Below are 22,930 nucleotides of genomic sequence, written 5' to 3'. Positions count from 1 at the left end.
GAACCCACCGAGAGTAGCCCACGCAAAGCGGGGGAGCTAGTAGGAATCCCCGTCCTTTAGGGCGGGGAGGATGTCAATATTGCTTCAATTCAGTATTACTCTTTATTGCTATTAGATTTTTTAGCCAGATAGTTATAGGCAACCAGTGAAACGAAGATTAATACGATGACGGCGGTAATAACATTCGGGCTAAAATGTTTTGCCATATATCCCAGTAAGATACCTACGCCGCCGAAATCCGCATCGGAGAATGTCGTATTGGCAAATCCTAACGAACCGAGTACCGGTAACAGGAATACGGGAAGGAAGGTAATCAAAATGCCGTGTGCGAACGCACCGAGCATAGCTCCGCGACGGCCTCCCATGGCGTTGCCTAATACCCCGGCGGTTGCACCGCAGAAAAAGTGCGGAACAACACCCGGCAGGATGAGTGTCCAGTTAAGTACGCCCAAGATAGCAAGACTGACAAGCCCTCCTATAAAACTAAACAGAAAACCGATTAATACCGCATTGGGCGCATAAGGAAATACGATAGGGCAATCCAATGCCGGGCGTGCATTCGGAACTAATTTTTCAGAAAATCCCGTAAACGCCGGTACGATTTCCGCCAATACCAATCGAACGCCTTGTAGGATAATAAACACGCCGGCCGCAAAGGTGATGGATTGAATAATGGCATAAACCAAATAATGCTGCCCGCCGCTAAAGTGTTGGCTAACATATTCGCCACCGGATGAAATAGCCAGTACAAAGTAAATAACCATCATGGTCAGCGAGATCGAAATAGAACTGTCGCGTAAGAAACTCAAATTTTTCGGTAGATCCATTTCTTCGGTTGATTTAGAGTTTTTCCCCGCGATTTCACCGACAAACCCTGAGAGGGCGTAAGCCAATGAGCCGAAATGTCCCAACGCGACATTATCGCTGTCCGTTACCTTTTTCATATAACGATGAACCAATGCAGGGAAAAATGCCATAATTAAACCGAGGGTTAACGCCCCGACAAATACCAGTTGCACCCCCTCAAATCCCGCAACGGTTAAGATAACGGCGATCATACAAGCCATATAAAAGGTGTGATGTCCCGTTAGAAAGATAAATTTTAAACGGGTAAAACGGGCAACCACAATATTGGAGACCATGCCGAACGCCATAATCAGCGCAGTCGCCGTACCGAATTTTTCCAATGCAACGGAAACAATAGCCTCATTATTGGGGATAATGCCCTGCACATTAAAGGCGTATTTAAACATATCGCCTAATGGGCTGAGTGAGCTGAGCAACACAGTGGCGCCACCGCTTAATACCAAAAAGCCGAGAATGGTTTTTACCGTACCTTTAACAGTATCCGACAGTGATTTTTTCTGTGCAATTAAGCCGATTAGGGCAATAATCCCGACGAGCACGGCCGGCACTTTAAGAATATCGAGAATAAAGAAGAGTAAGGATTCCATAGTTCCCCCTATTGCTTACGGTTAAAGTAACCCGTTAATTTTTCTTCAAATTCTGCCACGCTAACCATATTGGTAATAGTGATGATTCGTTCTGCGGGAATACTGCTGCTTGCCGCAATATCACTAGCCATCACAAACAGATCCGCATCATCAGCCGTGACCGAGCTTAAATCGGTGTGATTTACTTCTGCTTCTACGCCGATTTTCTTCAATGCTTTTTTGACGTTCATTTCCATCATAAAGCTGCTACCTAAACCTGAACCGCATACTGCCATAATTTTCATAATGAATTCTCCTGTGAGTTAGTAATGTGAAATGATATTTTCGATTTGTGTGGTATTGTCAGCCCGAATCATCGACTGCACGGCTTTATCATCGGACAGTAATTCGGCAACCGCGGACAACATTTCGATATGCGAGTCGTTGTTTTTGGCTGCCAGTAAGATGATTAAATTGACGGGGTCATTTTCAGATTGAAAATCCACTCCTTGCTTAACAACCAGTAGTGAAAGTGCCTGTGCATTAGCGCCGTCTTCAGGTCTGGCGTGCGGCATGGCAATTTGGGGCGCTATCACAAAATAAGGTCCGATTTCCTGATGCAATTGAAAAATACGGGCGATATAGCGTGTCTCGATCAACCCTTCATTTAATAAAGGCTCTGCACATAATTGAACGGCTTTTTGCCAATCTTCAATCTGCTCGATAAGTTGAATATGTGCGGTCGGTAAATAATCTTTCAGCATAGGAACACTCCTTTTTAAAATTGCTTTGGTTTATTGCTGAATCAACGTTATCCTCAAATGTTAGCGGTATCAATTGGTTTTTTTATGTTTTGTGATACCGCTCACATTTTTTTATAAAAAATTTAAAAAAGTGTTTTTTTAGGATAAATTAAGTAAAAAAGAAAATAATTAAGGAAAACAAATTATGGTTTCTACGAATGCTCGAAGCCGACGCACAACAGGAAAAGTCACTTTAGAAGATGTGGCAAAAAGGGTCGGTGTAGGGAAAATGACGGTTTCAAGGGCATTGCGCACCCCGGAAATCGTGTCGGAAAAAGTCAGATTAAAAATTGAAGAAGCAATTCGGGAATTGGGATATATTCCTAATGCGGCCGCGCGCGATCTTGCTTCGGCAACTTCGCGTAATGTGGTTATTGTCACTTCTTCCATTTCGTCAAAAGAAAATATTTTGATTCTGTCCGCCTTACAAAAGCAGCTTAGAACTCTTGATGTTCAGGTGATGATATTAATGTCGGACGATAAATATTGGTTAAGGGAACTGATGAAACAATCACCGCAAGCGATAGTATTGCTCAATTTTCAATGCCCTGAAGAAGAAGCGCAATGGATTCAAAATAGCGGAATTTTATGTATTGAGGTGGGAGTTAAACAAAAAAAACCGCTCGGCTTAAATATCGGTGTCGATTGTCGACTGGCCATGCAACAACTAATCGGTTTTTTAGCGGAAAAAGGATATAGCGAAATAGCGCTATTGTCCGCCCGACAAAATTCCGCCATCTTTCAGCAGTATCTGGACAGTTGGCATACGGCATTATTGGCACAGGGGCTAAGTTCGCATTTGATGTTGCATAGTGCCGATGAGATCTCTTTTACTACGGGAACGCAATTATTAAGCGAAGCATTATCTGCTTGGGGGAAGATAGACGCTTTTGTTTTTCTTTCCGATGAATTAGCTTGCGGAGCCATTTATGAGGCATTACGTCATCATTTGATTATCCCGAGAGATATTGCAGTGGCGGGGTTAGGCGATTTGGAGGTCGGAGCGGTTTCTTATCCGCGCTTAACCACAATTCACATTCCTTATCGTGAATTAGGTGAAACGGCAGGGAAGAAATTGGTGGAATTATTGCAAAGCGAAGATGAGGGAAAAGATACCAAATTCATTCAGTTACCGACCCATTTGGTCGTACGAAACAGCGTATAATTGTTGTCCATTGCAGTAAAAATTAACAGTGGGGACAAAAAAGTGCGGTGGGTTTTTCAGGCGTTTTGAAATGAAAAAACACACTGAAAAAGCACCGCACTTTTTATGGCTTCTGATGACGCTGTGTTTTCTAACTATACCTGTTCGAAACCTCTGATGGTTCAAGCGTATACGCTTGGATCAAATAAGCACCAGCGTGGACGCTGGCGCTATCGGGTAGTAATTTTTTATATTTTTCCTCTCGCCCGCTTGCGGGAGAGAGACCGACGGAAAGTGCGTTTAGCACTTGTAGTCAGAGAGAGGGGGAAAAGTGCGGTCGATTTTGCTCGCGTTTTCCCCTCTCCCTCCGAAAATCCTTCGGATTTTCTCCACCCTCTCCCGTACACGGGCGAGGGGAAGTTATTACAAAGAATAAACTATTTCACCCCCAATCTCACCGCCACCGTTTCGCCCGCTTCAAGATAACGGTTGATTCGCGCGGTTTCCACGCACACCATGGTTTGATAGCCGTTTTCCGTCATGTTGCCGGTGGCTTTGTGCCATGGATTCCAGAGCACCACGTCACTTGCATTTTGGTGTTCCACAAAAATGGTGCGTTGATTGTCGCGGTCATGAATTTCCGTTGGATGTTGAGGGGCGGTATAAACGCAATCCACGTTTTCGGCGATGCGACGCGCTGACGGGACACTTTCCGTTTGACGGGAGAGGGCGTTGAAGCATTCCGTAGGCAGATTGGCAATGTCGGTGTTGGCGATGTTGCCGATGTTGAAATAACTGTGTAATGCCAGTTGCACTTTTTCCATGCCGGTTTCGCCGTAATGGGTAAAGCGCAAGTCGCAGTGTTCGCCGAAGATCATTTCTACTTTTGCCAGCACGATATGTTGTGCGGAAAACAGCGAAAAAACTAACCGCACTTTATCGGCGTGAATGGCATAGTCGCTTAATTGCCACAGGCTGATGCGGGCGAAACCGTGCGCGGGCGTGCCGGCATTGTTAAACCAAGGATAGCAAATAGGAATGCCGCCGCGAATTGCCGTGCCCGTTTCAAAAGGTTCGATTTCACTTAGCCACAGTATGTCCTGTTTACTGTGTGCCGGTTGCCAGCTGAATAAATGCGCGCCCTGCAAGGCGATTTTTGCCGAGCCGACGGCGTGTCGTAAATGCAAAACGGGAATCTCGTTATAGGCATATAAGCTCAGTTCGGGCGTGATTTGTTGTTGTAATTGAATGTTCATCATCTAGTCCTTGTTGATTCAGAAAGAAGGGAAATCTGCTATACTGTGCCGACTTTTTAACAGATGAAAAAAATAATGGCGTATTCGGAACAAATTAGCAAGGTATTTTCCCGGGATGGCGTATTGAGCGCGCACATCAAGGGCTTTCGTCCTCGTGCGGAACAACTTGACATGGCGACGGCGGTGGGCAAAGCCATTGAACAGCACAGCCTGTTAGTGGTGGAGGCGGGGACAGGCACGGGTAAAACCTTTGCTTATTTGGCGCCGGCGTTATTGGCGAAAAAGAAAACCATCATTTCTACCGGTTCCAAAAATTTGCAGGATCAGCTGTTCAATCGCGATCTGCCCGCCATTCAAAAAGCCCTCGGTTATAGCGGCAAAATCGCCTTGTTAAAAGGGCGCGCCAATTATTTATGTCTGGAACGGCTGGAACAGGTGATTGCCCAAGGTGTGCTAGGCGATCGCAGCGTGTTGCATGATTTATCCAAAGTACGCAAATGGCGTAACGCGACGAAAACTGGGGACTTGTCCGAATGTATCGAAATTGCCGAAGACAGTCCGATCCTGCCGCAATTAACCAGCACCGCCGAAAGTTGTCTTGGCAGCGATTGCCCCAATTATGCCGATTGTTATGTGGCATTGGCGCGTAAAAAAGCGCTTAATGCGGATTTAGTGGTGGTCAACCATCATTTGTTTTTTGCCGACATGGCGGTGAAGGAAAACGGCTTCGGCGAATTGATTCCCAACGCGGAAGTCATCGTATTCGACGAAGCGCACCAACTGCCCGACATCGCCAGCCAATATTTCGGACAATCGGTCACATCACGCCAACTGTTTGATTTGTGTAAAGATATTCAAATCACTTACCGCACTGAAGTAAAAGACATGAAACAGCTTGGTGTGGCATCGGATCAGCTGTTAAAAATCGTACAGGATTTTCGTTTATTGCTGGGCGACGGCAATTTGCGTGGTAACTGGCGACAAATGTTGCAACAAAGTGCGGTCAAAAAAGCCTTTGATTTTTTATTGGAAAAGCTCAATTTCACCGCCGAGGTGGTGAAGCTCGGTTTAGGGCGTTCGCAAACTTTGGACAGCATTTTCGAGCGGATCGCCCAGTTACAAAATTTGCTTAAACGCCTGACGGAAACGGAAATTACCGGCTATTGTTACTGGTTTGAATGTATCGGTCGTCAATTCGGGTTGCATATTACGCCGCTCACCGTGGCGGATAAATTCGGCGAGCAAATGGCGAAGCAAAAATGCGCTTGGATTTTTACTTCCGCTACATTGGAAGTGGGTGGCACCTTTGAGCATTTTTGTCAGCGTTTGGGCATTCAGAATGCGGCGCAGAAAATTCTGCCGAGCCCGTTTAATTATGCGGAACAATCCCTGCTTTGTGTACCCCGTTATCTGCCGGCGACCAATCACAGTAGCACTTTCAGTCAGTTAGGCAAAATGTTGTTGCCGATTATTGAAGCCAACCAAGGGCGGTGTTTTGTGCTGTGCACCTCTTACGCCATGATGCGAAGCTTGGCGGAATATTTTCGTGAAAACAGCGAACTGACCATTCTGTTGCAGGGCGAAACGGCGAAAGGCACGTTACTGGAACAATTTATTTCGCAGTCGCATAGCGTGCTGGTGGCGACGTCGAGCTTTTGGGAGGGCGTGGATGTGCGGGGCGACGCGCTGTCCTTGGTGATTATCGATAAACTGCCGTTTACCGCGCCGGATGAGCCGTTGCTGAAAGCGCGCATTGAAGATTGTCGCTTGCAGGGTGGCGATCCTTTCAATGATATTCAAATTCCCGAGGCGGTGATTACCTTAAAACAAGGCGTGGGGCGTTTAATTCGGGACGTGACCGATCGCGGCGCGGTGATTATTTGCGATAATCGTTTGGTGATGCGTCCTTATGGCGAAACCTTTTTGCGCAGTTTGCCGAATTTTAAACGTACGCGGGATTTGCACAAAGTGGTACAATTCCTCACAACCATGAATTCAGACAAGAAAGAAGCATTAAAATAACCATGAAAAATGTCACATTATTGGCTTTAGATACGGCAACAGAGGCTTGTTCTGTCGCTTTGTTACGCGGCGGTGAAAAAACGCATTTGGAACAGTTCGCCCAGCGCGAACACACTAAACATATTTTGCCTATGGTGGATGAAATTCTGGCGCAGGCAGGCATTAAATTGCACCAAGTGGACGGCTTAGTGTTCGGGCGCGGTCCGGGTAGCTTCACTGGCGTGCGAATCGGTGCAGGCATTGCGCAAGGCTTGGCATTCGGCGCGGATTTACCGGTGATTCCGGTGTCCAATTTAGCCGCTATGGCACAAGCGGCGTATATTCAATATCAGGCGGAAAACGTGCTTGCCGCCATCGATGCGCGCATGAATGAAGTGTATTTCGCTCAATGGCAGGCGCAAAAAGTGCGGTCGGATTTCGGCACGTTTTTAGATTGGCAGCCGACCATTGCCGAACAGGTGTGTAGCCCCTCAGAGGTGTTGGAACAGGTGGCGCAACAACAGCATGATAACGCCGTGTTGGTGGGAACAGGCTGGGCGGCATATCCCGAATTAAGCGAGGCGAATCTTGGCAAATCTACGGAAATCACGTTGCCTTCTGCGTTCTATATGTTGGATTTGGCACTGCCTAAATGGTTTTCCGGCAAAACCATTAGCCCGTTGGAAATCGAACCCATTTATTTGCGTAACGAAGTTACCTGGAAAAAATTACCGGGACGGGAATAGATAAAACTTCGCTCCCGCCCGTTTACGGGGGGAGCCGCCGAAGGCTGAGGGGGGAGGTCGCCCCTTCTGTTTTATCAATTTTAATGATCTTTCCATAGGAGAATTAAAATGAACAAAAAAACATTGCTAATATTGACCGCACTTTCTCTGGTTTTAACGGGCTGCGTGTCGGCGCCGCCAGGGCTGGAAGCCAAACAGTTTGAGGCGTTAAATTTAAAAAACGTACAGGCGCAGGACTATGATTGCAACTGCATGAAAGTGCGTTTGGGCGGTAAAGTGGTTTCTGCCAAGGCGTTGAAAGATAAAACCAAAATTGAGGTGCTGAATCAATCGGTATCCTATTTTTCCGCCAAGCCTATTGTGGACGGCTATGCCGATGGACGATTTATCGCCTATTTAAACGGTTTTGTTGATCCGGAGAATCTGAAAGATCAGTATGTGACCGTCGGCGGTATATTGAGCGGCAAAGAGCAGGGCAAGATTGATCAGGCGGAGTACAGTTATCCGGTGGTGAAAGCGGAACAATATCGCATTTGGAAGTTGGTGAAAGAATATTATTACGACCCTGACGATATTTATGACTACTCGCCGTTTTACCCTTACGGTTGGGGATTTTCTTCCCGCTTTTTCTGGGCGGAACCGCGTGTGCGTTACAATTTATACTAATTCAAATAAAAACATTTTTAAGGAACGACAATGGAAAAACCTTGGTTTAAAAATTATCCCGAAGGCGCGGAGCGTCAGCTAGACACCTCGGAATACGATTCGATTTTGGATATGTTTGAAAAAGCGGTGCGTGAGCATCCTGATCGCGCGGCGTATATCAATATGGGCAAGGTATTGACGTTCCGTAAACTGGAAGAGCGCAGCCGCGCCTTCGCCGCGTATTTGCAGAATGAATTGAAACTGGAGCGCGGCGATCGTGTGGCGTTAATGATGCCGAATTTATTGCAATATCCCATTGCGTTGTTCGGCATATTGCGTGCCGGTTTGGTGGTGGTCAACGTGAACCCGCTTTACACCCCGCGTGAGCTGGAACATCAGCTTCAAGACAGCGGCGCGAAAGCCATTGTGGTGGTATCGAATTTTGCTTCCACCTTAGAGAAAGTGGTGTTCAACACTGCCGTGAAGCATGTGATTTTAACCCGTATGGGCGATCAGCTGTCTTTCGGTAAGCGCACTTTGGTGAATTTCGTGGTGAAATATGTGAAAAAGCTGGTGCCGAAATATAAGTTGCCGAATGCGGTGACGTTCCGTGAAGTGTTGAGCGTAGGGAAACATCGTCAATATGTGCGTCCGCAAATAGAACGGGACGATTTGGCGTTTTTGCAATACACCGGCGGCACCACGGGCGTGGCGAAAGGCGCGATGCTGTCCCACGGCAATATTATCGTGAACGTATTCCAAGCCAAATGGATTGCCTATCCCTTTGTGGGCGATCGTGGTCGTGAACGTTTGGCGATCCTTGCGTTGCCGCTTTATCATGTCTTTGCTCTCACGGTAAACTGCTTATTATTCATTGAGTTAGGTGTAACCGCCGTATTGATTACCAATCCGCGCGACATTAACGGTTTTGTGAAAGAACTGCGAAAACATCGATTTGTGGCAATTACCGGCGTGAATACCTTATTTAACGCCTTGTTAAATAACGAAAATTTCAAAGAGGTGAATTTCTCCGCGCTGAAACTTTCCGTTGGCGGCGGGATGGCGATTCAACAATCGGTGGCGACCCGTTGGCATGAGTTGACCGGTTGCAGCATTATTGAAGGCTATGGCATGACGGAATGTTCGCCGTTAATTGCCGCTTGCCCGATCAACGTGGTGAAACATAACGGCAGTATCGGCGTGCCGGTGCCGAATACGGATGTTAAAATTATTAAAGAAGACGGTTCTGATGCGATAATCGGCGAAGCGGGTGAGTTGTGGGTGAAAGGCGAGCAGGTCATGCAAGGTTATTGGCAACGCCCGGAAGCCACTTCTGAAGTGATTAAAGACGGCTGGATGGCAACCGGCGATATTGTCATCATGGACGAAAGTTACAGCCTGCGCATTGTGGATCGCAAAAAAGACATGATTCTGGTGTCCGGTTTTAATGTTTATCCGAATGAAATCGAAGATGTGGTGATGCTGAATAACAAGGTTTCCGAAGTAGTTGCCATCGGCGTGCCAAATGAGGTTTCCGGCGAAACCATCAAAATTTTTGTGGTGAAAAAAGATGAAAGTCTGACCCGTGACGAGTTGCGCAAACATTGCCGCGCACATTTAACCGGCTATAAAATCCCGAAAGATATTGAGTTTCGCGAGGAATTGCCAAAGAGCAATGTGGGTAAAATTTTGCGTCGCGTGTTACGTGACGAAGAAGTTGCCAAACGCCCGGCGAATTAATTCATCACTTAAACAATTGTTTTATTTATAAGGAAAAGAGAATGTCCCGCGACATTCTCTTATTATTTCATATGCCTCAACTTAAAAAAGAAGTTAAAAATCCACCGCACTTTTATGTGGTGACCGATGATGCCGAATTGGCGCGCGTATGCCGAGCGGCACGAGAGCAAAGTGCGGTCGCTTTAGACACCGAATTTGTGCGGGTCCGTACCCTGTATCCGAAACTGGGTTTAATTCAGCTTTATTTCGGCGATCAGGTCGCTTTAATCGATCCCTTGCCGATTCAGGATTTTTCGCCTTTTGTCGCATTACTTGCCGATGCCAATGTCGTCAAAATTCTCCATGCCTGCGGTGAAGATCTGGAAGTATTTCAGCATTATTTTCAACAGTTGCCGCGTCCGATGTACGATACGCAAGTGATGGCGCATTTTCTCGGTTTTGCCGGCTCCTCTGGCTTTGCTGCCTTGGTGCAACATTATTTTCAGCTTGAAATCGACAAAGGCGCGTCCCGCACCGATTGGCTGGCGCGTCCGTTATCGGACAATCAGTTGCAATATGCAGCTGCGGATGTGTGGTATTTGCTGCCTTTATATGAACAAATGCAGGCACAGCTTGCGCAAACCGAGTGGAAAAGTGCGGTGGAAAATGAATGTGAATTTTTGTTGAACAAACGGGCGCAGGCAACGAAAGAGCCCGACAGCGCTTATTTCGCCATTCCGAATGCGTGGAAATTAAATCGGCAGGAACTCATGCGTTTAAAGCTGTTGGCTAAATGGCGTATGGAAGAAGCCATGAAGCGTGATCTCGCGTTGAATTTTGTGGTGCGCGCGGAAAATTTATGGCTGGTGGCAAAAAACAATCCGAAGCACACCTCAACTTTATTGGAGCTTGGTTTAAGCACCGCAGAAGTGCGAATTCACGGCAAAAAATTATTGCAAATTATTGATCAGGTGAAGCGTATTGCGCCTGAAGATTACCCGCAGCCCATTCAACGCCTTGCCGATGATCCGCGTTATAAAACGACATTGAAAGCTCTGCAACAGCATTTAGTCCAAATCACGCCGCCTAATTTGCCGAAAGAACTGATTGCCTCTAAACGTAGCTTGGAAAGTTTGATGAAGTGGTATTGGTCAAAAGGTGTTGAAGAGGAACAGCCGGAATTGCTGACGGGTTGGCGCAAGCCGTTTGGGGAGAAGTTATTTACGGCGTTGAAAACCTTTGATGAATAGCGGTTACGGATAAGTGAAGAGTGCGGTGAGTTTTTTCGGCGTTTTTAAAACGCTTCAAAAAACGACCGCACTTTTTGTTAGCCTTGATTATTGCAATTTCTTACCTTCAAACTCGCCCGTGAGGCTTTCCAAGAATGAGGTAATATCGTCCACTTCTTGTTGTTGCGGTTTGGCATTGCTTTGATATTTCAACATGATTCGAACGGCTTCTTTCAAATCTTTTGCCGAGGCATCGTGCATATAAGGCGCAGTCAAGGCGATATTACGCAATGACGGCACTTTAAAGCGGTGCATATCATACGGATCTTGCGTTTGTGCGAAGCGACCTTGGTCTGCATCAGTGAGTGGTGTGCCGCGATCTTTGAAGTAATCTCCGTAAATGCCTAGGTATTCGTAAGATTGTCCGCCCATGTTGACGCCGGTGTGGCAGGTGTCGCATTTGTATTGTTTAAACAGCTCGTAACCTTTGATTTGCTGTGCCGTTAGCGCGGTTTTATCACCTTTTAAGTAGCGGTCGAAATCGCTGTTTGGGGTGATTAAGGTTTTTTCATATTCGCCGATAGCGTTGGTTAAGGTTTCTTTGCTGATTTGCGGATAAATTTTTAAGAATTCTTGTTTGAAGTCTTCGTCCAGTTCAAATCTTGCCACAATGTCATCCCAAGAGTGGGAGCCCATTTCAACCGGGTTAGTCGGTGGTCCGCCGGCTTGGTCGGCTAAATCTGTGGCACGTCCGTCCCAGAATTGGACGAAGTTAAATGCCGCATTGAAGACGGTCGGCGCGTTGATGCCGCCTTTTTTGCCTTCAATACCGGTGGAAACATCTAAGCGGTCAACGCCGCCTTTGTCTAATTGGTGGCAGGTGTGGCATTGAATTGTGCCGTCGCCGGATAAGCGTCCGTCCATAAAAAGTTTATGTCCGAGGGCAACTTTCGCGGCATCCGTCATAATTTCATCCGGAATCGGTTGCACCAGACGGTGATTGTCCGTGCCTTCGGTATTTGCCGGTAAAAAGGCTTTGCGTTGTTCACGAATCCAGTTTAACACGGTGGTTTTTTCATCTTCATCAGGGCGACTTCCCCAGTGAATATGCAGGAATTTTGCAATTGGCATTTCATCATTTTCGATGACGCGTTCAAGTTTTGCCAAATCCACTTCCGATAATTTGCTTGGATCTTTTAATCCGTCCAGCAACTTATTTAACAGGAATACACGGTTGCCTTCTTTGATGTCATTTTGCAGCATGGAATCCACCAGCGGAACATGGGCGTAAAACGGTAATTCGGCACTTGGCGTATGGCAATATTGACAGCCGTTGTTAAAAAAGACTTTGGCGATTTTTTGTTGTTCGGTGGAGTAGTTGCCTTCGGCAAGTAATTTCTCCATTTGCCCTTTATCATACTGATGAACATACCCGACAACCCCTAAATAACCGACAATCGCGACAACCGCCGCTTTAAGTACAAATTTTTTCATAATCATTCTCCAACACTAAAAATAAAAGGGGAGTGGATTATCGGTGAAAAATAGCGGGAACTATATGATTTAAATCAATAAAGTTAATTTGCAAAAACAATGGGTGAAATTGCTTTTAGTAATTAAAAAGAGGTGGATAGAAAGTCTATGTTTGATCTTGTGAAAAGGCTGAGAATCTGAAAATCGTGCACTTGCTAAAAAAGAGAACCGCGCCGAATTCGACGCGGTTCAGGTTCACCCGAAGGTGAATTCATGGTATTCCAATACGTTAGGAGTAATGCCCATCCAACAATGCCAGACCTGATTGCCAAGTTGACCTTGCCTAAGCCTTTCCGTTCATTCTTGCTTTTTGCTAAAAGCAGAACGCCACAAATGGGACGTATCCGGTGATGCGTGTAATTGCTACCGTTCTCCGGCAGCTGAAACTTTCGTTCCTTAAATCCTGAGATTCCGCCTTGACGCGTTCCCTTTCACCTTCTGTCGCCTTACTTTCCTCTCCAAGAAATTCATCCTTCCGTTTGTTTTGTCCTCAGGTCGGGTTTATCTTCCCGGTAGGTGTCAGTCGACGCCCTATCGCGGGATCTTTACCGACCGAGCTTCATCACTTGCGGTCAAATGTTTTCCTTCTTGATTCCGGCTTGGCTAGAGTAGATTACTCGTTCACTTGCCTTTCCATCCTAGGATAGTGTTTTCCTCGAGCCCTAATCTGGATCAGAGACCGAGTTCCATTACCTTTCGCATTGCCGATTCTTTCGTGTTAACGATACATTTTTCACCCATTGCAGACCGATGCCAAAAGCACCTCTCGTTAAAGGCTACGGATACCTTGTGACTTATTCGACAAATATTCATTGCTCGCAGAAGAACAATGTTTATCCGCCGTTTAAGTTCACGATACCAAAGCGATTTACTCTTTCGACGTTTGCATTGGAAGACCAAGAATAGAGGCTAGAGTTTGCTCCAGCATAGACTGATACTCCGTTTTTTGCTGTTGCGTCTCTAAAATTCTTTTTTGTTGTTGCTTATCTAATTTCATCATCAAGTTAATATATCCCCCGATTTGGGTGATATTTAACGGCGCCGGTATTCGCGACGGTTTAATGTCCGCCTCGGTCGCAATTCTTCTTAAAATTAATTTCTTAAGTTCTTGCATCTCCGGCGATATCTCGCTCTCTAAGATTTTTAATACCACATTATCAATATTCATTTTAAACTCCTTTATTTCGGATAGCTCGGTGTTCTTGATAAGATTTTCTACCATCAAAAAACATCATAGCTAAACGTATTTTCACTGTTATGAGCTAGCATTTTACTTTGAAGATTTATTCTCTTTTGAGGTTGCACCCTCCCCTCCATTAACTTTACCGGCATAATCCAATGCTGCTTTAGCAAGTTCTGCAGAGGTTTCAATCACCTTGTCTCGCCCTGATTTGGCGTTTTCCATACTGGCATTCAATAACTCTTTTAATTCTGCAAACGTTGCTCTATCAGTGAATTCAGGAGATTGCCTGCTAATTAAGGATGAAAGTACACTTGTTTCCATAGGCGTTGCCGCTTCCGGTGCACTTTGCAATCCTAATGCATTCTTATCTTTGACGGTTTTCTCTGTTAAATCATCTTTGACTGTTTTCTCCGATAAATAATCTTTGTCGTTTAAGTAATGGTTATTGATATCCATCTTATCAATTGGGGAGTCTTGCCAGTTCCAGAAACGGGTTAAATCAATTTCTTCGCTGACATTGGTTTCGCCCAACACCGCTTCTCCAATCATACCGTCGGTTGGCAAAGACACGATCGTGGTCGGAACGCGGAAATTATTGGTGTGATAGCGATATAGAGCGTCTTGTATTTCCCCTGCTGTTTTACCCAACCGTTTAGCCAGGCTTTGTGGATACGTAAACGGCAATAGCATGCAGTTACCATAAAAACCGAGAAGTTTTTTAACATTAACGCAGTTCAGTAAAGGTATATCTATTTTTTCCTTTTTACTTTGGTCTGAATCTTGAAGTTCGTCAAAATTCATATCGATAGTGTACTGCTCCAATAACATAGTACGTTCATCACTACTCAATGATTGCCATACGGCTTGTGAGTAACGCAAGGTTTCTGAAGCTATATGTTGTAGTGTTTCTTCCATTAATTGGAACTCTGAATAACGTAGCGTTTTTTCTTCCGTTGAGAGTTTAATATAGGTGGAATAGTTCAACTCACTATATGACAGTGTTGCCTGAATTCTAGAGGTGCTTTCCATATTAACTGATACGCTATGGATTGTCGGATTGCCTAATGCTCTCAAATGTCCCGGAGAGAGGGTAATCTGAGGCGTAACATACGCTTCCGGTAAAGAGGATTTGTAGTGTGCGATCTCCCTTCTATCGTGTTGACTATTATCATTATCTTTAGCCAAATCAAGAATTCGGTCGAGGTATAGCTCATAAGCTTTGGATTCTGCCTTCGTTAATTCGCCATGATGTTCCAGCGTGTAATTTAATGGCTCAATAGAATGCTTAATGCGGATGTAATCCAAATCATCATCAACAAAATCAGACGGTAGGTGAAATAAGACGGTGACCTTAACCGAACCTTGTTTATTGCGTTCATCTCGAATGGCTTGTCGCACTTCATTTCGTGTACTGCAATTTCTTTTATTGCCTTCATAAATATCCAAAATCTGAATATTGGCTCGAGGATAGTGAACGATTTCACCGGCAACAGTACCTCGACCATTTTTTAGGCGCAGTGTGACAGATAAATCATCAAATGTGAGGAAATTGCCACTAAAGGTTAAGGCTAAGGTGCGCGAATCATCATTGATATTTTCCAGTGACCATTGTGGATATGCCGCATATTTCTTAACCAGCTCCAAACCTCTACGATAACGGTATGGCAGGGCATAGCGTAGCGCCGGTTCATATTTTAATAACATACCATAACGTTGGCTAAATCGAGTTTTGTTAAAGGTCGAGGAATGCACCTCCATTAATTGATAATTTTCTCCTGAAGGTAAGAAGTGAATCAATTGCAACGGTACAAAGAGCACTAAATCGACACTATCGATACAGCTTTCCAATTTATAACGTCTCATCACCTCCCAATACTGCACGGTCATTGTATGTGAATGGTTGTGGTTAGCGATAATTTTGGTTGCAACATAATTAGAGGTTTCACTTGTTCCCATGGATACGCTAATGCGTTTCGCTTGTGAAATTCGATTTGATGCACTTTTAATATTGCGTTGAAAAGTTTGTGCAGCATTTGAAACTTCATTGTGGGAATTACGTTGACCGGCGGAGGATGAGCCATACCCTTGGGTTCGGGAATACCCTCCTGATAAACCCAATCCGATTCCCATACCGGTACCAAAAATACCGCCAAAAAGCGAGCCGCCAAAAGACCCGCTTGAGGCATTGTAGTTATAATCGGAATATCCATTCGACATTTGGTCGATAGCATTATTAAAGGCAGCCAAAGTGTCATCAGATTGACCTTGCTCGTAGCTTTCTCTTCCCATCTCGGAACTTTCCGAATCATTCATGATGGAATAGCTTTGTTTATTCTCGCGAACAACCAGCCGCTGTTCTTCACCCGGAGCTAAAACTAGCGAATAGAGTAGTGAACCCAATGAAAAACCATCCGGTATCCATGCTTGGTGCATATTCAGCACATAACCGATACCCAATGAGGTTGCCTGCGGATATCTATCCGGGGTGGTATATAAGGCCTCTTTGAAATTCATTATGCTAACAGGTGCGGTTAATTTTTTCCGCCCATTTAACGAAGAAATATTTGGCTCAACAAGTCGTTGTAACATACTGTAACGATAGGTTTTGGACGGCGCAGTATCCGTTGCAAGACGGATAACATGCTCATCATTTCCCATCAGTTTTACTTTAGGTAAAGCTGTTTCTAAATCCAGTCGTTGACCGTTAAATAATTCTTCAATAATGACAAAACCTTCATCTTCTTGAGCATTGTTATTTGTTCCCTCTAAGTTAGCATTTAGCGATTTACAGGAGGCGAGAAACTTATCAAACGCCATCTTAACCGTTAAGGCATCACATTCTTTTAACAGTTTGGCTTCAGCCTTATCGTAATTATTCGACAATTCGTCGAGTTTTTGGTGATAACTAGTCAATTTTTGACTATAGGATTTGTCATTCCATTTCTTTTGTTTTCCTTCGGCTTGTTCAATTAATTTCTGCTGTTCTTTTTCCGTTTGTTCAATTAATAATGTCAATTTATCAATTTCATCACCTAGCGCATCTAGTTGATAGAAGTCATCTAATTTTTTACGCTCTTTTACGGAATCTAAAATTTCACTCGCATTTTTAACGAACTCTTGCTTTTTCGGACCTTGAGAAATAGAAATGGTGACAATTTCTTTAATGCTGTATTTGTCCGGCAAGGCGATAATAAATTTACCTTGGCTATCCGTTACCGCACATAATTTTTTATTTAAGTCTTTTAGATCTTCGGTTGGGCTGACAATACCGCTGATTTCAACTTCTGCTCCGGCAAACGTTCTTTTCTCAGTGCTGTCTTTTCTTCTGATATAGACGGTTCCGCTTAGTGTGTTTGGTAAAGGTAGGGAGTATTGCACATCATCAAGGAAATCAAGCCCTTTTTTAATGACCTTACCGGTCGTCATAAACTCAATTTCAGAAATGTTTTTATCATTTTTAAACAGATGTAATGGTACTTCGCCTAACTCCTGATACCAATTATTTCCGTCAGATTCTGCTAAGGAAGAAAGCATATCGTTTTGGATATACTCAACAACACCCTGCATATCCATGTTGTTAGGATCACCACTATTTTTGATTGTATTAATGGCATTTACCAAAGAATCAGGTAATGAGCGCAATCTTAAATTTTCACTACGAACTGAATAGATGACTAAATCTTGCGCATTTTTAATAAGCTGGTGGATCTCTTCTTTAGAGGATGGGGCTTGAAAATCTGTTTGTACCGCAGAAATTCCTTTAATAATCGGAAAAATTTTCTTGGCATCAACTCTCGCTAAATCTTCAACACAGCGCACCCCGCTGATAACAAGTAAATAAGCAATATCGGTGGTCATTCCGGAAACACGCCAAAGATCCGCTTGTTTTACCCAAGATTCCACTTCACTAACATCAACTTTTAATTTTGAGGCGAGGCTATCCCGATCTTTTTGTGTTCTCCCACGCGAGAGCAGGGCGGCAACGTCGTAAATATATAATTCACGCAATTTAGCCTGCAATATTTTACTGATTCCTTTTATTGGAATAAGTGAAGATTTTGGTGTGATCTGTTTGTCATATTCTTTGATAAGCGCATTCACGGTTCTATATGAATCAAAGAGTATTTGCTCAAATTTAAGATCAGTGGGCGTTATGCCGGGAATATCAATTGTGATGCCCTTTTCAATCGCTTCAAAATAGGCCACAAGTAGATTTAATTCTTTACGGGAGAGTTTTTGTTCCGGATCTTTAATTTTTTTATCCAAAACTTTGGGTTTCAAATCTGATACCATCAACTTATTTTTCTGACCTCGCCAATTATTCATTTTACGATGCAAGGCCGCTAATTCTGAGGCATTCAGTTTTGTTGTTTGATTCGCTTGAAGATTCATTTTGTGCTCCTATTCTTTATCTTTATTGTATAAGTTACACTTTTGGCAGACACAAACTGCCACGCTACTGACTTCTGAAGTGTAGATAATAGGTGGGGTAATTATTCACAAATATTCTATAAAGCTGATGTTGTTATCATATCTCTCTCCCTTTTTATGGTGAAATCTTCCATTTTTCAAAGTGAGTCAGAAAACGTTGATATTTGATTGAGTTAGATAAGTGGATTTATATTTTGCTTAAAGGTTTATATTTAGATAAAGAATGGCGTAAGTCATTTCGAAAGTTTAATCAATTATTGAATCCGTTTAATTGATGCTTTAATTGTCGAATAGACTTACCTCTATGTAGGATACTAATAAGCCTAATAAAGAATGCTGTCAAGTGAGTCAAGTATTATTTCTGTTTTTATTGTTTTAGATCAAATTATCTAGACTATTTTGCTTATCATGCCTTAGATTACACAAGAGGTATAACGTATAACGTTGAATATTTTTGAAATAAACATTCTAAGCTATATGCAAAAATGAGATTATTTTACTCTGCATCGCTACTTAGCGGGTATGTGAAAAGTTTTTAGATATTTGATTTGGAAGTTGGTGGGTCGTGAAGGATTCGAACCTTCGACCAACGGATTAAAAGTCCGCTGCTCTACCGACTGAGCTAACGACCCGTGTGCATTTGTCTTTGGAGGGTAACTATTTAATAAGAAAGGTATTATTAAATGGTGCCCGAGGCCAGACTTGAACTGGCACGCCTCGAAAGGCGAGGGATTTTAAATACCTTTTTAATATTTTGAGAATCAATAAGTTAATGATTTTACGCGGAAATGAATAGACGAATAAGAACGAATACAACCGAATATAAAGCGGAACAGCCACAGGGAAAGCCACTAAAAGCCAAGGGATTTTGTGAACTAATCCCTTTTAACAGCCAACGGATTTAAACTGACCGCACTTTCTAAGTGCGAAGGGGCAAAATGAGAATAGCGCATTGTCATTTCGATCGTAGAGTGTCCTAAAATTTCTTTCAGTACTAAGATATTTCCCCCGTTCATCATAAAATGACTTGCGAACGTATGCCGCAGAACGTGGGTAAGTTGTCCTTTTGGTAAATCAATACAAGCGCGATCCACGGCATTTTCAAAGGCTTCGTAAGCGTCGCCGAAAAGTCGCCCGCGTCGTTTGGGCAACATATCATAGAGTTCACGACTGATCGGGATCGTGCGGTTGCGGTTGCTTTTGGTGTTAATGTAGGTGATTTTGTAAGGGATAACTTGAGATTGTTTTAACTGCTCCGCTTCGCTCCACCGCGCACCGGTTGCCAAGCAGATTCGCGTAATCAACCCCAAATCACGATTGCGCGAATTATCGCACTCCGCAAGCAGTCGGCGGATTTCGTCGGCGGTTAAATACGCCAGTTCGATTTCCTTTTCCCGAAATTCACTTATTCCCTCTAACGGGTTTTCGCTTTCCCACTTGCCGAGCCGCTTCAATTCGTTAAAAACCGCCCGCAAATAGGCGTGTTCGCGGTTGATTGTGGCTTCTTTCGGTGGGCGATTCGGATCTTTGGAAAATTTCCCGGCAAGGCGTAATTTTCGGTAATCGGCGAAATCTTCGCGGCGAAATTCGGCGGCGGGCGGGTCGCCAAGGTGGGCGCACAGGTTTTTTAGCTTTTCCAATCGTGCGGCGCCATCGTTGAGCGTTTGCCCGTGCAAATCGAACCATTCTTGCACGAAAAAACTTAACGGCGGGGCGGCGGTTTTGTCCGCATCAAGAGACACGGAAACCGTTTCGGAATCGGAAAATTGAACGGAAGCATATTTATGCTGATTGAAGAAACGCAGGGCTTCGCCCTTGGTTAAAAACCACTTGCGAACGCGCTTGCCGTCTTTGTAGAACTCCGCAAGCCATTTATTGCCTTTTGTTTTGTCACGCCGAACTGCCATTTTAAGAATTAATCATTGTTTATTTTGGAATAAAGATCTTCAAAACTGGAGTATTTTTTGCCTTTATAGACGACATCACCCAAAAGATCATAATCTTTAAATTTCTTTACAGTGCCTTTGGCAGTTTCGCCGATCAAAATGGCGTGCGTTCCCCATTCTTGATCAGAATCAAATTCAATATCTATCAATTTCCCGGAAAAGAATTTAGTTTCACTACTGGTATCTGTTTCATATTCAAATTTTACAGTATCACCTTTCGGGATTAGAGGGGGCTTAATTTCAGCGGGTTCAATTTCGTTATCTTGAACCTTTTCTTTTATCTTGGAAAACGCAGTAAATTTAGACTTGAATTTAATAATTATAAAAAGGGCTATTGTATTGATTAATATAATAGCACCGCCCACATTATCGCTTTGATTGGCGCTAATGAGTCTTGATATTGGTCCGATAGTGAAAAGATTAAGAAGGAACCATATGCAAGCATATTTGATTAATTTTTTCATTCTTAGCACTTCTCCATTTTTAAAATAACCTTGCCTACGATCTCAATATCCCCCGCGTCGCACTCAAACGAAAATTTCCCGCCGTCTAACCGCACTTTCCCGCCGGGTAGAACAGTGATGTAACGCAATAAATGGGAGTTTTCCACGATTACGAAATAATCTCCGTCGATCAGGTCGCCAAAGTCATTATTGATGAAATAAGTGCGGTTATCTTCAATCACGCAAGAAATTTTGTCGTAAGCCGCGCGGCTATCTAAATTTGGTAAGTATGTGAGAATAAAGGGTTTATTCTCCATTATGAAAGGTTTGCCATTTTCTAGCTTGATTGCATGAAAATATTTCATATCAAGCGAATTATCGAAAATCGGTTCTTCTCCGTATGCTACATAATCCAGTCGCGCGCCCGTTTCTTTAACGCAACGTATTACAAGTTCAGCGGGAAAGAAATTGCGTGAAGCCCATGTCCCAAAGGTGCTATGCGGCATTCCTAAATGTTCCGCAAGTAGCTTACGGTTTGCAAATCCATACGCTTTCATGATCCGAGAAATAACTTCTTTCCCGCCTTCAAATTCTATTTTTGTGTCAAAAGACATAAAATCACCATATTGACAACTCATTCAACACAAAGCATTATATTTGTGTCAAATGACAGATTGTTCATATTCGTTCATATTCGTTCATAGGAATGTTACAAGATGGAAACTCAAAATTCAATTTGTATATATATACAGGTAGATAGTCCGTATCTGCCAGCCGAGGAATACGCCCGCCGTAATGGCATATCCGTCAAAGCAGTGCGCGACTTGGTGCAAAAAGGAGTTTTACCGACCCGCCCACGGGAAAGTAAAAAAGAAAAGATTTTTATCAACATGATCGCCTTGGCGCGTGAAGCGTCGGCGCAACAATAAAAAACCGCACGATAAAAAGTGCGGTCAGTTTCAAAAGTGTTTTTCTAGGGGTGGAAAAATGAGAAATCAAGAAATCAACGTCATCATCAACAACTTAAATCTATTCATTCGCGCCCAATCGGCGCAAGCAACTTCGCAAAATACGATTCCGCGAGGTCAGCAGATTCGGGATGTGTTTTCGCAATATCGTCAACTTCCGCGAGAAGTTCATTCTCAAGTTGGGAAGTCAATTCAGGAAATCTTGCAACAACACGGCATAGACAGCCCAATAGCCTATCTTGTAACGCCGTTTGAAGAGCCAGCTGATTTAGAAATTCTTCAGGCGGTAATGGGTTATTTTGATTCTGATCGCTCATTTGATGACCTTGTGGAATTCGGGGAAAAAATTTACCGATTAGCATACATCAGAAAATACGGCAGAAGCAAGTAAGGTGGCGCTTATGTTATATGCCAATCACCGAATAACCAAAATCAACAAAAACGCGCCGGAATATATCGCTCACTTAATGAGCGAAGAATATCAAGAGTTACTGGCGGCAATTGCAAGAAAGCATTGTGCGGAAATCTGGCACAAATTGAATCAGAGTAAAAACGAAGTGGAACGCGTTTTTAACAAAATGGCAAAAGAGAAAAAAGACGTGATTTTAGCTTATGCGGACATACGCACAAGTGATTTACTGGACCCGTATTCAAAGGGGCGAAAATTAGGTGATTACACCCCGGAAGGACAAGACAAAATCGCCGAAGCGGTAAAGAAAATTCGTGAAATCGCAAACGAATTTCCGCCTGTGCTAACAAAAGCCAATTTTAAACAAATTGATAAAGAGGTGAATTATGCAAAATCAACTTATTAGAAAAGACCGCATTAACGTCAACGTTTGCAAGCAGGCGATCTTTTACTGGAAAGACAGCCACGAAGTTTATTTAACCTTTGCCCGCCGCGACCCAATGCGCCGCGATTTTTGGGTAAAAAAAGACATCAAGGCGCGGGAGCAAATCGCCCGTTTGAATGATTTAGTCCGCATTGCACAATCCAAACAAGCGATTCATTAAAGGCGGCGGATATGTGGGAAATCTTAACTTTGTTATTCGGCGTTGTCGTCGTGTTGTTTATCGTCGGCTTAGCGCTAAGTTGTTGCCTTATCGGCGCGTTATTTATCAAGTCCCTACGGGTGTTAAAAGCAGAAAAAGAGGAAATCAAAATGCAAGAAATGCACTTAATCGAAATCACACAGCAATATCAATTAGGCGTTATCGACGGTTGTTTTGTGGTGTACCGACTAAAAGAAGCCGAGCGTTATCAAATCAAACAATCGACAAGCTTCGAAGAAATCTTGAGTTTTATTTGCAGTATCGAACTACAGGACGAGCGAGTAGCAACTATCGAAGATGTGCTGATTCGACACAAAGCCATTTGTGACGAAGTACAGGGCGCAAAGCAAAAAGCCCAGGCGTTAGATGAGTAAAAATCCTTTTTTTAGTCACTAAC

Annotated in this window: 21 protein-coding genes and 1 tRNA gene; 11 read left to right on the top strand and 11 right to left on the bottom strand. The window is 43.7% G+C overall.

The features are described from left to right. Window positions 1-95 precede the first annotated feature (95 nt). The 3 genes from ulaA to DK430_RS11945 are packed head-to-tail and all read right to left on the bottom strand — an operon-like array spanning window position 96 to window position 2,197. Complete coding sequence (ulaA, locus tag DK430_RS11955; RefSeq protein WP_109079286.1) at window positions 96-1,454, bottom strand: PTS ascorbate transporter subunit IIC; 1,359 nt, start codon at window positions 1,452-1,454, stop codon at window positions 96-98. A gap of 8 nt (window positions 1,455-1,462) precedes the next feature. Continuing rightward, window positions 1,463-1,738: a PTS sugar transporter subunit IIB gene (locus DK430_RS11950; RefSeq protein WP_109079285.1), complete on the bottom strand. Its 276-nt coding sequence runs from the start codon at window positions 1,736-1,738 to the stop codon at window positions 1,463-1,465. 18 nt (window positions 1,739-1,756) lie between these two features. Then, complete coding sequence (locus DK430_RS11945; protein ID WP_109079284.1) at window positions 1,757-2,197, bottom strand: PTS sugar transporter subunit IIA; 441 nt, start codon at window positions 2,195-2,197, stop codon at window positions 1,757-1,759. 184 nt (window positions 2,198-2,381) lie between these two features. On the opposite strand from DK430_RS11945, the gene DK430_RS11940 reads away from it, so the two are divergent. Beyond that, complete coding sequence (locus tag DK430_RS11940; RefSeq protein WP_109079283.1) at window positions 2,382-3,401, top strand: LacI family DNA-binding transcriptional regulator; 1,020 nt, start codon at window positions 2,382-2,384, stop codon at window positions 3,399-3,401. Window positions 3,402-3,817: 416 nt separating this feature from the next. Here the strand turns inward: DK430_RS11940 and DK430_RS11935 are convergent, their stop codons facing one another. Next, window positions 3,818-4,639 (bottom strand): D-hexose-6-phosphate mutarotase, encoded by an 822-nt coding sequence (locus tag DK430_RS11935; RefSeq protein WP_109079282.1) that lies wholly within the window; start codon window positions 4,637-4,639, stop codon window positions 3,818-3,820. Between the two features lie 72 nt (window positions 4,640-4,711). Here DK430_RS11935 and yoaA point away from each other — a divergent pair, with 72 nt between their 5' ends. From yoaA to rnd, 5 genes are all read left to right on the top strand, one after another. Next, window positions 4,712-6,658: a DNA repair helicase YoaA gene (yoaA, locus tag DK430_RS11930; RefSeq protein ID WP_109079289.1), complete on the top strand. Its 1,947-nt coding sequence runs from the start codon at window positions 4,712-4,714 to the stop codon at window positions 6,656-6,658. Window positions 6,659-6,660: 2 nt separating this feature from the next. Next, the gene (tsaB, locus tag DK430_RS11925; protein WP_109079281.1) at window positions 6,661-7,383 is read left to right on the top strand and encodes a tRNA (adenosine(37)-N6)-threonylcarbamoyltransferase complex dimerization subunit type 1 TsaB; all 723 of its coding nucleotides are present in this window, start codon (window positions 6,661-6,663) and stop codon (window positions 7,381-7,383) included. A 108-nt stretch (window positions 7,384-7,491) separates the two neighbouring features. Next, window positions 7,492-8,049 (top strand): Slp family lipoprotein, encoded by a 558-nt coding sequence (locus DK430_RS11920; protein WP_109079280.1) that lies wholly within the window; start codon window positions 7,492-7,494, stop codon window positions 8,047-8,049. A gap of 30 nt (window positions 8,050-8,079) precedes the next feature. Next, the gene (gene fadD, locus DK430_RS11915; RefSeq protein ID WP_109079279.1) at window positions 8,080-9,768 is read left to right on the top strand and encodes a long-chain-fatty-acid--CoA ligase FadD; all 1,689 of its coding nucleotides are present in this window, start codon (window positions 8,080-8,082) and stop codon (window positions 9,766-9,768) included. Between the two features lie 71 nt (window positions 9,769-9,839). Continuing rightward, window positions 9,840-10,997 carry a ribonuclease D gene (gene rnd, locus DK430_RS11910; protein ID WP_109079288.1) on the top strand — a complete coding sequence of 386 codons (1,158 nt, stop codon included), beginning with the start codon at window positions 9,840-9,842 and terminating at the stop codon, window positions 10,995-10,997. A gap of 87 nt (window positions 10,998-11,084) precedes the next feature. Here rnd and DK430_RS11905 read toward each other — a convergent pair whose 3' ends face one another. From DK430_RS11905 to DK430_RS11875, 7 genes are all read right to left on the bottom strand, one after another. Next, window positions 11,085-12,470: a cytochrome-c peroxidase gene (locus DK430_RS11905; protein ID WP_109079278.1), complete on the bottom strand. Its 1,386-nt coding sequence runs from the start codon at window positions 12,468-12,470 to the stop codon at window positions 11,085-11,087. A 907-nt stretch (window positions 12,471-13,377) separates the two neighbouring features. Next, window positions 13,378-13,677 carry a hypothetical protein gene (locus DK430_RS11900; protein ID WP_109079277.1) on the bottom strand — a complete coding sequence of 100 codons (300 nt, stop codon included), beginning with the start codon at window positions 13,675-13,677 and terminating at the stop codon, window positions 13,378-13,380. Window positions 13,678-13,779: 102 nt separating this feature from the next. Next, window positions 13,780-18,084, bottom strand: coding sequence for a DUF4332 domain-containing protein (locus DK430_RS11895; RefSeq protein ID WP_109079276.1), 4,305 nt, complete (start codon window positions 18,082-18,084; stop codon window positions 13,780-13,782). A gap of 595 nt (window positions 18,085-18,679) precedes the next feature. After that, window positions 18,680-18,755, bottom strand: a tRNA-Lys gene (locus DK430_RS11890). A gap of 243 nt (window positions 18,756-18,998) precedes the next feature. Then, window positions 18,999-20,030, bottom strand: a complete 1,032-nt coding sequence (locus DK430_RS11885; RefSeq protein ID WP_109079275.1) for a site-specific integrase — start codon at window positions 20,028-20,030, stop codon at window positions 18,999-19,001. Window positions 20,031-20,038: 8 nt separating this feature from the next. Further along, entirely contained in the window at window positions 20,039-20,533 is a 495-nt protein-coding gene (locus tag DK430_RS11880) for a hypothetical protein (protein ID WP_109079274.1), read from the bottom strand. 2 nt (window positions 20,534-20,535) lie between these two features. After that, on the bottom strand, window positions 20,536-21,126 hold the full coding sequence (locus DK430_RS11875) for a phage repressor protein CI (RefSeq protein ID WP_109079273.1): 591 nt from the start codon (window positions 21,124-21,126) through the stop codon (window positions 20,536-20,538). Window positions 21,127-21,228: 102 nt separating this feature from the next. Between DK430_RS11875 and DK430_RS11870 the strand changes: the two genes are divergently transcribed. Genes DK430_RS11870 through DK430_RS11850 form a run of 5 tightly spaced genes read left to right on the top strand, consistent with a single transcriptional unit; the run spans window position 21,229 to window position 22,907 of the window. Beyond that, window positions 21,229-21,441, top strand: a complete 213-nt coding sequence (locus DK430_RS11870) for a hypothetical protein (protein ID WP_109079272.1) — start codon at window positions 21,229-21,231, stop codon at window positions 21,439-21,441. Between the two features lie 58 nt (window positions 21,442-21,499). Then, entirely contained in the window at window positions 21,500-21,871 is a 372-nt protein-coding gene (locus tag DK430_RS11865; RefSeq protein WP_109079271.1) for a hypothetical protein, read from the top strand. A 10-nt stretch (window positions 21,872-21,881) separates the two neighbouring features. Further along, window positions 21,882-22,295: a hypothetical protein gene (locus DK430_RS11860; RefSeq protein WP_109079270.1), complete on the top strand. Its 414-nt coding sequence runs from the start codon at window positions 21,882-21,884 to the stop codon at window positions 22,293-22,295. Further along, entirely contained in the window at window positions 22,276-22,494 is a 219-nt protein-coding gene (locus DK430_RS11855) for a hypothetical protein (protein ID WP_109079269.1), read from the top strand. Before DK430_RS11860 ends, DK430_RS11855 begins: the two co-directional genes overlap by 20 nt. Before the next feature lie 11 nt (window positions 22,495-22,505). Next, window positions 22,506-22,907: a hypothetical protein gene (locus DK430_RS11850; RefSeq protein WP_109079268.1), complete on the top strand. Its 402-nt coding sequence runs from the start codon at window positions 22,506-22,508 to the stop codon at window positions 22,905-22,907. Window positions 22,908-22,930 lie beyond the last annotated feature (23 nt).

The organism is Aggregatibacter kilianii (assembly GCF_003129965.1).
Taxonomy (GTDB): Bacteria; Pseudomonadota; Gammaproteobacteria; order Enterobacterales; family Pasteurellaceae; genus Aggregatibacter; species Aggregatibacter kilianii_A.
This window is presented reverse-complemented; position numbering and strand designations above follow the sequence as displayed.